We start from the raw sequence: 13,169 nt of genomic DNA, 5'->3' as shown, positions 1-13,169 counted from the left end.
AAGCGGAGGAGATGTATGGTTCAGGATCACGAATTGCGGATACGTCCGATAGCTGAAGAGGATCTGCCCAGGCTGTGGGAGCTCGCCTATAAAGAGGAAGCCCCGGAATGGAAGAAATGGGATGCGCCATATTATGAACACAAACGCATTACATGGGAGACTTACTACGGGAAGCGGGCCGAAATTATTGGAGGCGGGAAGAATTGGGTAATAGAAGTAGAGGGTGTCGTTATAGGCGATGTCAGCTATTACTGGGAGCATGAGCCTTCATACTGGCTGGAGATGGGGATTGTCATTTATGATCCTGCTTATTGGAGCAGCGGTTACGGAACTAGAGCTCTTAAGCTGTGGATCAGTCATTTATTCTCTAGCCTTCCGTTAGTCCGTGTCGGCTACACCACCTGGTCCGGGAATGATCGCATGCTGAAAGCAGGAAAGAAGCTGGGCATGACAATGGAGGCCAGGCTGAGACGATGCCGATACTATAACGGAATTTTCTATGATTCTATCCGGATGGGGCTCCTTAGAGAGGAGTGGGAGGATACTTTGAAAGAGCAAATATGAATGTTTGTGAAAAAAGACACAAATTCGTGAAAATTATCACGTTGTATTCATTAAATTTTAATATATAATAAGATTAACTTAAAGAAACAGGGGGAATTAAAATGAAATTATTTAAAGTATTAGTAGTAGCAGGCGTATCGGTAGCTTTGTTGTCGGGTTGTGGATCGGATAAAAACAATGCAGACAAAGGGGCAGCAGCGACAACTGCACCGGCAACAGAGCAGACAGATGCAAAAACCTCCGCTTCGATCGTGAACCAGGCAGACTCTTTCATTAATGCAGTAAGCGACAAGGGAACCTGGATTGTTGCTGTTCTGAACGATCTGACTGTGGACAAGGATGTAGTGGTAGCAGGCGAATTCCACGACAAGAACGATACAGCTAAGCCAATCTACCGTAAGCTGGCCCTGTACGCACAGGATGCCGACCACAAAGTTACAGCTACTTACACCCTTACCGCACCAAAAGTAACGGTACAGAGCGAGAACTTCCGCGTTCAAGGCGGTACGATCAAAGGTGATGTATATGTAGAAGCTAACGGCTTCAACCTGTACAAGGATGCTACTATCGACGGCAACCTGTACTTCTCCAGCGAAGATGTGAAGGCAACAGCTGTACTTGAAGGTAAAGTAACCGGAGCTACTGAAGTTAAATAATATAGTATACAGCATAGATGTGAATGACATAAGCCAGCAGATGAAGGCCCACTTGGAGCCTGGTCTGCTGGCTTTTTGCAAATATAAGAATGTATATGTTTACAGCTTGCTGCAGGGGTACTTTTGTAATCTGACCAGAAATATTCTATAGTTAGATGGAAGTCATTGTAAGCGTAAACACTTGGGATTGGGGATGTATAAAAAGATGAAAACTACCCGCAGATGGGGGATAGCAGCCGGAGTGATTCTTGCCTCGGTAGCGGTACTCTATATCTTATTATATATGTATGAAAAACCAGGCGGCTGGTCTGACCGGCGGATGTCGCAAGACTTAGGGCTGAAGGAGACCCTTCAAATTCCGCTTGGCAGTAGCCCTGAGGAAGCCGTGCGGTTGTTCCGTGAGTCGGATTCCATTACGGTTGTACATAAGGAGACGGTCGGCAGGGGAGAGCTTGTATTCCTTACCCGGTCAGGCCAGCAGAAAGGCGGCGATCTTCAGATAGAGTATGTCCGCAAAACTTGGCTTGGATGGAAATGGGTCTGGGGCGCGGGATATGGACAAGGCGAAGCTCCTTCCTCAGCGGCTATGAATTATATGAGGGTACCTGAAATAGAGCAGGTCTCCACGCCGTTTCCACTGGTATTCGGAGAGGTGCTGGACCCGGCCATTCAGCAAATCATTGTTCAGCAAAAGGAAGCCGGCACAGACAAATCTGAAGCGAAGCTTATTACGACGGCTTCCGGCCGGACGGTCTGGTTTGCTTTTCAAGCGGCGACTGCGGGCGTTCCGTTCGAGATCGAAGGACTGGATCAGGCCGGGAAAATAATCGCTACCAAGATCATTACAGATGTTCGGGGCAACGGAACGATTGAGCCCCCGGTACATGGGTCAATATCCGAATGATGAATGTTGCTAGACTCCGAGTCATCCTGCAGTAAGCGATTCCGTAAGTAGTGCAGAACCCCTGGTTCCAGCTTTTGTAGAGCTGAATTGTAAGTGGTAGAGGTCAGCATAGAGTCCGTTTTGCTCTAGCAGTTCATCGTGTGTCCCTTCCTCGGCGATTGTCCCCTGGTTAAGAACTATAATCCGAGAGGCATCCCGTACCGTTGACAGTCTGTGGGCTATCACGAGGGTGGTCCTGTCTGTCATTAGCCGTTGGAGGGATTGCTGCACCAGCCGTTCGGACTCATTATCAAGTGCTGATGTAGCTTCATCCAGCAGCAGGAGCGGTGCATTTCGCAGGAATGCTCTGGCGATGGCCAGGCGTTGTCTTTGACCACCGGATAAGGAGGAGCCATGTTCACTAATCATTGTGTCATAGCCTTCCGGCAGGCGCATGATAAATTCATCTGCACCTGCCAACCGGGCGGCTTCTCGTATCTCCCCGTCAGTTGCCTCAGCTGCGCTGAATGCAATATTCTCCCGGATACTGCCCGAGAACAAGTAGGGGTTCTGCGGTACATAGGAGATCATCCGGCGGGCCTCTTCCAATTGACTGTGTACCGCATTACCGCACACGCTAATACTGCCGGCTTGCAGTTCGTACAGTCCGCAGCATAATCTTACCAGTGTTGTTTTACCCGAGCCGCTGGGTCCGACAACAGCGACGGTCTCGCCATGCTGCAGCTGGAGATTAATCTCTGATAAGCCGGTCTTCTCCTTGGACTGAGGCCCAGCGAAGCTATAGCAGAGCCCCTGTATACTTAATACGTTCTCCTCAGTAGTGGTAACTGATCCAGGGGAAGAGAAGCGGTCGCTGTATGCTTCACCTTCCAAAGAAGCATCAAGAATTTCAAATACACGATCAGCTGCACCGAGTGATTCCTGTACCCCGCCCCAGGTCTGCGACATTTCGACGAACGGCCATTGAACTCGTCCCATCAGGAGGATGAAGGCAAGCACTTCTCCTGCTGTGGTCTCTCCCCGCATCGCTGATCTTGCAATAAGTACAGCACAGCTGATCATTACAGCGTTGTTGATGAAAGCGGAAGAATGCCAGAGCAGGGCATTCAGCAAGGTTCTTTGCTTTTGAAGCTGGTTCAGCTTTCTGCGTTCAGTGGCATACCTGCTCAGCAGCATATTCTCCAGTGAAAATGAACGGACGACCTTCATCCCTTGGGTAGTCTCCTGCAGAATTCCCCGTAACAGAGCTTCCTGGGCATAGATCTGCGTGAACAGCTTGCGTAGTCTGCGGTCAAAGAAACGTCCTGACAGAAAGACCACGGGTCCCGTGCCAAGGGCAAGCAGTGCGAGCCATACATCCATACTGGCTAAATAGAGAAATGCTACCAAGCAGAGCAATAGATTATAACCCAGATCGTAAACCAGACTACTGATCATTCCCATGGCTGTTCCCGCATCCTTAGTATTACGCGAGGTCAGATCCCCGGAGTGCATAGCTTGCAGCTGGCTATAGGGCAGCCGGTGACTGGTGTCAAAGAGCTTTGCCCGGAAATCCCAGGACATACGGCTGTGAACGGTGAAGCGGAGGTAATGCTGCAGCATAAGACAGATGATAGTCACTAGACAAGCCAGAGAACAAATGACGGTTATCCTTGTCAAGGACTGCATATCGGTATTGTTAATAGTATCAATGAAAACCTGCTGAATCGTTGCAAACCCTACATCCAGAGCAAGCTTGGCTGTGAGCAATACTACAGCTGTCAGAAATCCGAGCCGGTATGGCTTGATATAAGGCAGCAGCCGCTTGAGCGCTTCCCGAAGCCGGATTCGCCCAGTTGAAGATAAATTAGCATTCATTTTGTAATCCTCCTCCGGCAATTGCCTCTGTCTGGACACCTGCCTGGGCCATAGCGTGGTACTTGCCCTGCATGGCCATCAGTTCTTCATGTGTCCCTTGTTCAGCAATCGCTCCTGCTTCCATGAAGTAAATATGGTCCGCATGCCTGATGGTTGACAGCCGGTGAGCAATCACCACCGTGGTCCGGTTCATCATCAGCACCTGCAAAGCCTGCTGAACAACCTCCTCATTTTGGCTGTCAAGGGCAGCAGTAGGCTCATCAAGCAGCAACAGCCCCGGTTCGCGGACGAAGGCCCGGGCAATGGATAGCCTCTGACGTTCACCTCCTGATAAAGTAAGCCCCCTTTCACCGATAATCGTCTCATATTGCAGGGGAGTTCCCATAATGAACTCGTGAATACCCGCATTATTGGCAGCGGATATAACTTCTTCACGGGATGCCCCGGGTCGTCCCCAGGCAATATTCTCGTATAGCGTACCGGAGAATAGATAAGGCTCCTGGGATACGTAGGCGATATGTCTGCGCCAGCTATGCGGTGGAATCGTATGTAAAGGCATGCCGCCATGATGAATGCTCCCTCCATCAGGCACATAAGCTGCAAGCATTAGCTGAAGAATGGTGCTTTTGCCGCTGCCGCTCGCACCTGCAAAGGCAGTTACCTTTCCGGGTTCAATCCGCAGATGGAGGCCGGCTAATACGTTGTGTTGTCCGTACCCGAAGGTGATATTACGGAATAAAAGGGGCAGCTGACCGGCTACAGGCTGATTATCTTCAGTCCATGCTTCAGAGTGCTGTTCTGCATCGTCTGTATTAGCCGGGCTCTCGCCTTCCAAGGGCAGATCCATAATCTCAAATAAGCGTTTACCTTGTGCCAGTGAAGCTTGTAATTCAGTCCATAGATTGGCAAGCTTGGATATCGGGTTAGAAATTTGCTCAAAACAGATAAGAAAAGCGGCAACGGCCCCTACATCAAGCCGGCCTCCGACTACCAGATAGCCACCATAAGATAGAACATAGAGCAATCCGCCGAGGGTAACAGCCAGAGGCATATTGTATCCTACGGCTTCAACCCGTGATACTGACAAATGAACAGTGTTAAACTGACGGACTCTATGGTTGAACTGCCCTAGCAGGCGGGAAGCAAGGGAGAAAGCACGCACGACCTCAGCGCCCTGTATCGAATCTTGAACGAATGCCTGTTGTTCACTCTCAATACTCTGGCGCTGCTCATTCATCCTGCGAAGCCTGGAGGTAAAGGGGAGCATGACCAGCGGGACTAGCGAACAGATAAGTATAGTACCCAGGGTTAGAACAAACTGCAGAGACAAAAGATAAGTCAGCAGAAATGCGATTTGCAATAGATTGCTGATCAGTTCGATGGTCTTCCTGTTAATTCCTTGCTGGGCGGCTGGTGCAGAATCGTTCATCCGGCTGATCAGATCGGCGGAATGATAACGGTCCAGCTCTTTCATCTGAATGTTCATTAATCTTGTCAGCAGGGAGACCTGGAGCCTGGAGGTGGATTTGATCTCCAGCAGTCCTGAGAGATAGGTATTCAGAAAGTGGACTCCAGCATCGATAACTATAATGACAACGGCCAAAGTCATCGCGGCTGCAAGACCGGAAGTGTCATGGTGTGTAGCTGCATTAATAATACGCCGTAGAATTTCAGCAATACCTACGCTTGTAAGTGAGGTGATGGCTGCAAAAAAACAAAGGATGATATACCAGCCAGTATAAGGTTTGCCGAGCTTCAGCAAACGGATAAAGATATTTTGGGCAGCGGCGGGCTGTTTCTCTAGTGGTAATGCTCCGGTATTAGTGGTCCGATCCAAGGGGAACCCCTCCAGTTAATAATTGGGTCTTAATCCAGCATGACTTTTGTTGTTAAGGCAAGCAGATTGCGCAAAGTATCGGTTCTGAGCACATAATACAGTCGGTGATCTACCCGTTCGATGTCCAAAAGATCCAGGAAAAACAGGAAGTTGGCATGATAATTCACAGCTGCAGGTGTAATGCCAAGCGCAGCCGCGATTTCCTTACCATAGTGCGGCCGCTGTTTGAGCAGAAGCAGGAGATCCAGACGCCGTTTATCCGAGAAGACCTTGAGGAACAGCTCGGTCTTCTCCCGGTCGGCAACGGGTCCGTATACGCGGTCATTGTGTACGCCGAAGATGACCCAGCCTATCTGCCCGGTTTCTGTATGGAAATTGTAGAAGCTGTTGTTCACCTGTGAAACAAAGCTGACATGGAAGGTGGCAGGAAAGTCAAAGATTGCAGGCTCATTCTTATGAAGTTCACGAATAAAAACCTCCGGGTTACTGTGGAACTGTGTCTCATAACGGAGTGAGGCCTGTTCAGAAATTGCTTGAATCCGGTCTTTCCAGTGAATGAAAACATCCTGATGGAATTGACGCAGGAGCTGTATATAACGCAGCTTGGTTTCTTGCGGACGTGCAAGGCATTCAAGCAGCGGACCATGGGCTTCTACCACCTCAGGCTGAGGTTGCGTGTCCGAAGCAAGTTCTAAGAGTTTATTGAGATCCTTTTTGACGACCTCCCAATCGTTGCCCTTCAATAATGCATCCAAATTATCGTGGTAGACGCCATAGACCATCTCTGAAACGATGTGCTCAGCAGGGCTTTTCTCCAGTCTGTTGATCCATTCTTCGGCAGTCTGCGCTTCTGGATAGGAACAGGCAGATTCATATAACGGGAAATCCAGTGCATTGTGAAAAAAGTTATGACGGAAAAAAAACATCAGCTCACGAGTGAAATGAGGTGACAATAGCTTGCGGGCATCTTCAAAATAGGTTCCGAGCAGCTCATCAATTTCGATTTTATATTCCGTTGCCAGATCTGCCAGCTGATCCTCACAGGCCAACATTCCCATGGAAACAATAAACTCAATAGACTCGTTGTACGCAAAACGGATATTCTTCAGTAGTGTCTCTTGCAAAGAATCGTTCATTTGTTCCTCCCTCTTATACTCTGTAATAAAAGCATTGAATATTAATTATTCATCATCAACATTCAGTTATTACTTAATGTTAAATTAAGCTAAAAACAGAAGTTTGTAAAGTAGGAATTATGTTCGGATGAGAATTGTATGGATGGTGAGCCTTTCAGTTTACGGGTGGAACGCCAAATAACTGCCTCACCGGAAGCCCTAAACAGGACTTTGATGAGCCAGTTCGACCGCTGAATTGCGGCTTTTGGAAGAATTTTAATGGAGGAGACCGGAAATGGTTATGCCAGAGTTACTGAATGTACACCCGGCGTGACAAGGACTATAGTACATTATTGCAGCTTGAACTACTTGAAATGGTCATCCCATTAGAGCAAAAGCAAGATCCCCATGATGATAAAAAATGATCCAATCCACATGAGTACGGCTCCGTTGAAGCGTCTGGAGCTAAGATAGGCCTCGCTCGGTTCAGCATCCCCCTTCATCCTCCAGCCTTCCTTTAATAAACTACGTACATAATGAGTCATACGTTGCGTAGGAATGCCGGCCTTTTCTATGAACAGTTCGTGATTTGAGGTAGAATTAAGGGCATATGCGGATTAACGAAATACCTGCTGAAGGAGAGTCCTTTGTGTTCAAAATTATGCTGATTGAAGACGATATTACGCTGTTCGGGGAGATCAGGGAGCGCCTGGCCCAGTGGTCGTATGAGGTGTACGGGGTTACGGAATTCGATAAGGTCCTGCAGGAATTCTCGGAGGTGAAGCCTGACCTGGTGGTGATTGATATCCAGCTGCCGCGCTTCGACGGATTCCACTGGTGCCGGATTATACGCAGCCACTCCAAGGTGCCGATTATTTTCCTCTCCTCCCGGGACCATCCGAGCGATATGGTGATGTCGATGCAGCTGGGGGCCGATGATTTCATTCAGAAGCCGTTCCACTTCGAGGTGCTGATTGCCAAGATTCAGGCGACCCTCCGCCGGGTCTATAATTACAGCATGGAGGGTACAGAGCTGAAGACCTGGCGCGGAGCGGCGATTGAATTTGTGAAGAATACGGTCACGGGGAGCGGGGGAGCGGCGCTGCTCACGAAGAATGAGATGCTGATTCTCAAAATCCTGCTGGAGCGCAAAAACACCATTGTAGCGCGTGAGGAGATCATCACCAGCCTATGGGACAACGAGCATTTTGTCAGCGATAATACACTGACTGTGAATGTGAACCGGCTGCGCAAGAAGCTGGAGCCGCTCGGCCTGGATACCTACATTGAGACCAAGGTCGGGCAAGGGTATATGGCGACAGAAGAGGCGGAACAATGATAAGGAAATACCTCACTGAGAAGCGGAGCTGGCTGCTCCTGCTGGCAGTCTTCCAGCTGATTATTCTATTCGTGGCCTATATTGACTCTGCCATTCCGCTGCTGCCGGTCCTGTACATTGTACTCCTCAATACGCTGCTCTGCCTGGCCTTCGTCTTTCTGCGCTATTCCCGGGAGACCCGGTTCTATAAGAGCCTTGCCTCCTGGGATCAGATCTATGAGCTGCAAGCGGTCCTGGAGCCGGGCAGTCCGATGGAGCGGCTGGTCCATGAGGCGGTAAGCGCCCAGACGGACCGCTACAAGCGTGAATCCTCCATGAATGTCCAGCTGCTGGAATCGGAGAAGGACGAGCTGCTGGCCTGGATCCATGAGGTCAAGACTCCGCTGACTGCTATGCAGCTCATGATAGAGCGCCTGCCGGATGAGACCCTGCAAAGACAGATGATGTACGAATGGCTGCGCATCCACCATCTGCTTGACCAGCAGCTGCATCAGAAGCGGATTCCCTTCATCCGCAATGATCTGTTCATTGAGAAGGTCAGTCTTGCTCCTATTCTTAATAAGGAGATCCGGGCACTGAAATCCTGGTGCATCTCCAAACGCATCGGGTTCGATGTGGAGCTTGAAGCTGAGACTGTGCTGACAGACGGCAAATGGCTGGCCTTCATGCTTCGGCAGCTCTTGACCAATGCTGTGAAATACAGCGAAGCGTCCGATATCGTCATCCGGAGCCGTGAAGAGGGCGGCCATGTTGTGCTTGTGATTGAAGACAGCGGCCAGGGGATTGATCCCAGGGATCTGCCGCGGATCTACGATAAAGGCTTCACCTCATCGCGCTTCCGCCAAGAGGGGGCAGCTACCGGCATGGGGCTGTACCTGACCCGGCAGGTTGCCGAGCCGCTGCTGATCAGACTTCACGCTGCTTCCGTGCTTGGGCAGGGGAGTGTATTTACGCTGACTTTTCCAAGGGAAAATGACTTTCAGCGCCTGACAGGCATGTGACAATAGTGTCACATGCCTGTTCCATTTGTTCGGCGAAGCGCAGGAAAATGATCATCCACCCGCTTATGATAGAAATATAGAAAAGGAGTGGGGAACAGATGCTTATCATGCAGGCTAACAAAATCTATAAAACCTATGGCAACAAATTCAATAAACAGGAAGTTCTGAGGGGCATTGATCTTCAGGTTGACAAGGGAGAGTTCGTCGGGATTATGGGCCCCTCAGGTTCAGGTAAAACGACGCTGCTGAACGTTCTCTCCTCGATTGACCAGGTAAGCAAAGGCACGATTGAAATTGAGGGCAAGGAGTTTACGGGGATGAAGGAGAAGCAGCTCGCCGAGTTCCGCAAGCATCATCTCGGGTTTATTTTCCAGGATTACAATCTGCTCGACACCTTGACGGTCAAGGAGAATATCATGCTGCCGCTGTCGATTACAGGCATCTCCAAGAAGGAGGCACATCAGAAATTCGATCAGGTAGCGGGCGAGCTGGGAATCTATGAGCTGAAGGACAAATATCCGGCGGAAATCTCCGGGGGGCAGAAGCAGCGTACGTCGGCGGCGCGGGCGTTCGTGCATGATCCGAGCATTATTTTTGCCGATGAGCCTACAGGAGCCCTGGATTCCAAATCTGCGTCCGATCTGCTGAACAAGCTGGCCGCCATGAACAGCAAGCGTGAAGCCACCATTGTCATGGTTACACATGATGCCGTTGCCGCAAGCTACTGCAGCCGCGTGGTGTTCATCCGGGACGGGCAAATCTACACCCAGCTGAACAAGGGGGAGGAATCGCGGCAATCCTTTTTGGGTGATATTATCAGCACGCAGGGCGTACTTGGCGGTGTCGCGCAATGAGTCTGAATTATATTATCCTGCGGAATCTTAAGAAGAATGTTAAGAACTATTATCTCTACGTCTTCGCCCTTATTTTCAGTGTGGCCCTGTACTTCTCCTTCGTGACTCTTCAGTTCGATCCTTCCATGGATGAGGTCAAGGGTTCCGTCAAAGGCGGGGCTGCCATCGGTGCGTCCTCCGTCCTGCTGGTTGCGATTGTAGCCATCTTCCTGCTCTATGCGAACACGATCTTCATCAAGCGCCGAAGTAAGGAGATCGGGCTGTTCCAGCTGATCGGGCTGACCAAGAGCCGAATCTTTGTGCTGCTGAGCGCAGAGAATCTGATTCTGTATTTCGGATCGATGTTCGCGGGAATTGGCGCAGGCTTCGTGATGTCACGGCTGATTCTAATGATTCTGTTCAAAATTCTGGAGGTCGACCAGTTGGCTGCCTTGCGCTTCTCTCCAGAGGCTTTGCAGCGGACGGTGATTGTTTTTGCCGCCGTGTACGTGCTTATTATGATCATGAATTACACCTTCATCCGGGCCCAGAGCATTCTGTCGCTGTTCAAGGCTACGGCCACTTCCCAGACACGTATTCAGCGTTTGTCGCTGTGGGAGGTTGTAATCGGCGTGCTTGGAATCGTCAGTATCTTAGGAGGGTATTATATCTCCGGTGAGCTGTTCAGCGGCACATTCATGGGCATGAACGGATTGATGTATGCGATGATTGCCATCCTCACACTGGTAATTATCGGAACATATCTGTTCTACAAAGGCTCGGTCAGCTTCCTCTTCAATCTGATCCGCCGCAGCAAAAAGGGCTACCTGTCCATTCGGGAGGTATTATCGCTCTCTTCCATTATGTTCCGGATGAAATCGAACGCCCTGCTGCTGACGGTCATCACCACGGTTTCTGCGCTGGCCATCGGCCTGCTCTCTCTAAGCTATATCTCATATTATTCAGTGGGGGCTTCTGCCAGAATGAGTTCACCGCATGATTACGGCTTCCTTCAGAAGGCGGATGAGGCCGGATTCCGGGGGGCACTCGACAAGTCCGGCATAGGTTATACCACGCTGGAGATTCCAACGGTTCAGGTAGAAGTCGATCTTAAGGATGTTTTGGATACTAGGAATACCCCGGGTAATGAAACCATTCTCTCAGCAACTGTGATTAGTGACAGCAGTCTGAAGAACATGGATTTGCAGCCGGGCGAGGTAGCGATTAAAGGGTATACGACTACAAAGCAAACTATGCTGAGGCTCAAGAAGAAGGGGGAGCTCTACTTCTCCACCAAGGATGGCGTGATGAGGCAGCAGCTCTCGGGTTTGTCCGAGGAGACTGTGCTGCCGTTCTATTTTGGCGGGGGAATCTTGGGGGTGTTCGTAGTGGATGATTCTGTCTTCCAGGAATTACTCCAGCATAAAGACCCGGATGAGCAGAAAAGAGTGAAGGGCGGAGGAATCTATTACGGTCTAAATCTTACGGAATCTTCGCAGGCCAAGCATGCGTATGAGATTTATAAGCAGCAAAAGCCAGAGCTGCAAAGCTTCTCGCAATACGAGTTTGAGTTCAACCAGCGGACCAATATGGGCCTGATTATGTTCATTGTCGGCTTCCTGGGCTTGACGTTCCTGATTACCTCCGGCTGTATTCTTTACTTCAAGCAGATGGATGAAGGCGAGGAGGAGCGGGAGGGATATACGATCCTGCGCAAGCTGGGCTTCACCCAAGGGGACCTTCTGCGAGGTATCCAGTTCAAGCAGCTGTTCAATTTTGGTATTCCGCTGATTGTCGGCCTGTGTCACAGTTATTTTGCGGTAAAATCCGGCTGGTTCCTGTTTGGAACCGAGATGCTGACCCCGATGTTCGTAGTTATGGGGCTATATACTGTGCTGTATTCGATCTTCGGCCTCCTGTCAGTCTTGTATTACAAGCGGGTGATCCGGGAATCACTGTAATTATATGCAATGATGAGGATAGCCTTGGGGCTGTCCTTTTCTTTTTGCGTGCATGTAATCATATTGTTGCAATCCATAAGGGCCCACCTCTTGCCTTACGCAAAACAGGCAGCGATAATGGTATAATAAGACTGAAACGGAGGCTGAACTGGATGGAGCTGCTTGATCCCCGAAATGACTTCTTGTTTAAAAGGATTTTTGGAAGTGAAGAGAACCGTGATGTGCTGCTGGCTTTTCTGAACAGAACTTTTGCCGAAGCGGGCAAGCCCCCGCTAGCTGATATTATTCTCCTGAATCCATACACCGACAAGGACTCTCCTCGGGACAAGCAGTCTATTCTCGACATTCGGGCCAAGACGACCGAGGGCGAAATTATTAATGTAGAAATGCAGTTGTTCAACAAATACGATACGGAGAAACGGACCCTCTATTATTGGAGCAAACAGTACTCGACTCAACTGCAGGAGAGCCAGCCGTATAACCAGTTAAAGCGGTGCGTGACGATCAACATTATAAACTTTGCCTTATTGCCGAATACTCTGTATCATAACGTATTTCACTTACGGGAGGATCGGACAGGAATTCCTCTGCTTGACGATATTGAGATTCACTTCCTGGAATTGCCGAAGCTGGATGAGCAGGCTGTCTCGCTGGAGCAAGGCGGACTGGTGAATTGGCTGTTATTCCTTAAGGGCGTAGACCAAACCAAATGGGAGGTGCTGACGATGAATGAACCTGTGCTGAAAAAAGCCATGAACACGCTGGAGTTTCTGAGTCAGAACGAGGAGGCCCGCAGACAATACGAAGCGCGTCAACGGTACTTACACGATGAGGCGTCGATGTATGAAGCGGCTAAGGTGGCCGAGGCCAAGGGCTGGGCTGAAGGTGAGGCTAAAGGTAAGGCAGAAGGTTTGGCTAAAGGTAAGGCAGAAGGTAAGGCAGAAGGTAAGGCAGAAGGTAAGGCCGATGCACAGAAGGAAACAGCTCAGAAGCTGCTTGCTCTAGGTATAGAGTTGTCTGTTATCGCCGAGGCAACTGGCCTTTCCGTTAAAGAGATTCAGAAGCTAAAGCCGCTACAGTAAAAGTAGCAGAGAGATCAGAT

11 protein-coding genes are annotated in these 13,169 nt (G+C 49.8%); 8 read left to right on the top strand and 3 right to left on the bottom strand.

The features are described 5' to 3' along the window. Window positions 1-15 precede the first annotated feature (15 nt). The 3 genes from MKX63_RS32220 to MKX63_RS32210 all read left to right on the top strand — a co-directional run bounded on the left by MKX63_RS32220 (window position 16) and on the right by MKX63_RS32210 (window position 2,124). A complete protein-coding gene (locus MKX63_RS32220; RefSeq protein WP_341023020.1) occupies window positions 16-564 on the top strand; it encodes a GNAT family N-acetyltransferase in 549 nt (182 codons plus the stop codon). 101 nt (window positions 565-665) lie between these two features. Further along, window positions 666-1,220, top strand: a complete 555-nt coding sequence (locus tag MKX63_RS32215) for a hypothetical protein (protein WP_341023018.1) — start codon at window positions 666-668, stop codon at window positions 1,218-1,220. 205 nt (window positions 1,221-1,425) lie between these two features. Then, the gene (locus tag MKX63_RS32210) at window positions 1,426-2,124 is read left to right on the top strand and encodes a hypothetical protein (RefSeq protein WP_341023017.1); all 699 of its coding nucleotides are present in this window, start codon (window positions 1,426-1,428) and stop codon (window positions 2,122-2,124) included. A gap of 21 nt (window positions 2,125-2,145) precedes the next feature. Here the strand turns inward: MKX63_RS32210 and MKX63_RS32205 are convergent, their stop codons facing one another. The 3 genes from MKX63_RS32205 to MKX63_RS32195 are packed head-to-tail and all read right to left on the bottom strand — an operon-like array spanning window position 2,146 to window position 6,954. Then, a complete protein-coding gene (locus MKX63_RS32205) occupies window positions 2,146-3,981 on the bottom strand; it encodes an ABC transporter ATP-binding protein (protein WP_341023015.1) in 1,836 nt (611 codons plus the stop codon). Next, window positions 3,971-5,818 carry an ABC transporter ATP-binding protein gene (locus MKX63_RS32200; protein ID WP_341023014.1) on the bottom strand — a complete coding sequence of 616 codons (1,848 nt, stop codon included), beginning with the start codon at window positions 5,816-5,818 and terminating at the stop codon, window positions 3,971-3,973. The genes MKX63_RS32205 and MKX63_RS32200 overlap by 11 nt, the downstream gene beginning before the upstream one ends. A 29-nt stretch (window positions 5,819-5,847) precedes the next feature. Next, window positions 5,848-6,954: an ArsR family transcriptional regulator gene (locus MKX63_RS32195; protein WP_341023013.1), complete on the bottom strand. Its 1,107-nt coding sequence runs from the start codon at window positions 6,952-6,954 to the stop codon at window positions 5,848-5,850. Window positions 6,955-7,582: 628 nt separating this feature from the next. Here MKX63_RS32195 and MKX63_RS32190 point away from each other — a divergent pair. From MKX63_RS32190 to MKX63_RS32170, 5 genes are all read left to right on the top strand, one after another. Continuing rightward, complete coding sequence (locus MKX63_RS32190) at window positions 7,583-8,272, top strand: response regulator transcription factor (RefSeq protein WP_341023012.1); 690 nt, start codon at window positions 7,583-7,585, stop codon at window positions 8,270-8,272. Next, a complete protein-coding gene (locus tag MKX63_RS32185; protein ID WP_341023011.1) occupies window positions 8,269-9,273 on the top strand; it encodes a sensor histidine kinase in 1,005 nt (334 codons plus the stop codon). The genes MKX63_RS32190 and MKX63_RS32185 overlap by 4 nt, the downstream gene beginning before the upstream one ends. Window positions 9,274-9,371: 98 nt before the next feature. Beyond that, complete coding sequence (locus MKX63_RS32180) at window positions 9,372-10,127, top strand: ABC transporter ATP-binding protein (protein ID WP_341023009.1); 756 nt, start codon at window positions 9,372-9,374, stop codon at window positions 10,125-10,127. Continuing rightward, complete coding sequence (locus MKX63_RS32175; RefSeq protein ID WP_341023008.1) at window positions 10,124-12,067, top strand: ABC transporter permease; 1,944 nt, start codon at window positions 10,124-10,126, stop codon at window positions 12,065-12,067. The genes MKX63_RS32180 and MKX63_RS32175 overlap by 4 nt, the downstream gene beginning before the upstream one ends. Window positions 12,068-12,219: 152 nt before the next feature. After that, window positions 12,220-13,149: an Rpn family recombination-promoting nuclease/putative transposase gene (locus tag MKX63_RS32170; protein WP_341023006.1), complete on the top strand. Its 930-nt coding sequence runs from the start codon at window positions 12,220-12,222 to the stop codon at window positions 13,147-13,149. Window positions 13,150-13,169: the final 20 nt, after the last annotated feature.

Origin of the sequence: Paenibacillus sp. FSL R7-0179, from assembly GCF_038002265.1 — a bacterium.
Lineage (GTDB): Bacteria > Bacillota > Bacilli > Paenibacillales > Paenibacillaceae > Paenibacillus_AQ.
The sequence above is the reverse complement of the archived record's forward strand: the minus strand, read 5'-3'. Positions and strand labels throughout refer to the sequence as shown.

Excerpts from the sequence above, each read along its gene's own strand:
- MKX63_RS32220 (WP_341023020.1), top strand. The coding sequence starts at position 16 with ATGGTTCAGGATCACGAATTGCGGATACGTCCGATAGCTGAAGAGGAT.
- MKX63_RS32215 (WP_341023018.1), top strand. The coding sequence starts at position 666 with ATGAAATTATTTAAAGTATTAGTAGTAGCAGGCGTATCGGTAGCTTTG.
- MKX63_RS32210 (WP_341023017.1), top strand. The coding sequence starts at position 1,426 with ATGAAAACTACCCGCAGATGGGGGATAGCAGCCGGAGTGATTCTTGCC.
- MKX63_RS32205 (WP_341023015.1), bottom strand. The coding sequence starts at position 3,981 with ATGAATGCTAATTTATCTTCAACTGGGCGAATCCGGCTTCGGGAAGCG.
- MKX63_RS32195 (WP_341023013.1), bottom strand. The coding sequence starts at position 6,954 with ATGAACGATTCTTTGCAAGAGACACTACTGAAGAATATCCGTTTTGCG.
- MKX63_RS32185 (WP_341023011.1), top strand. The coding sequence starts at position 8,269 with ATGATAAGGAAATACCTCACTGAGAAGCGGAGCTGGCTGCTCCTGCTG.
- MKX63_RS32180 (WP_341023009.1), top strand. The coding sequence starts at position 9,372 with ATGCTTATCATGCAGGCTAACAAAATCTATAAAACCTATGGCAACAAA.
- MKX63_RS32175 (WP_341023008.1), top strand. The coding sequence starts at position 10,124 with ATGAGTCTGAATTATATTATCCTGCGGAATCTTAAGAAGAATGTTAAG.
- MKX63_RS32170 (WP_341023006.1), top strand. The coding sequence starts at position 12,220 with ATGGAGCTGCTTGATCCCCGAAATGACTTCTTGTTTAAAAGGATTTTT.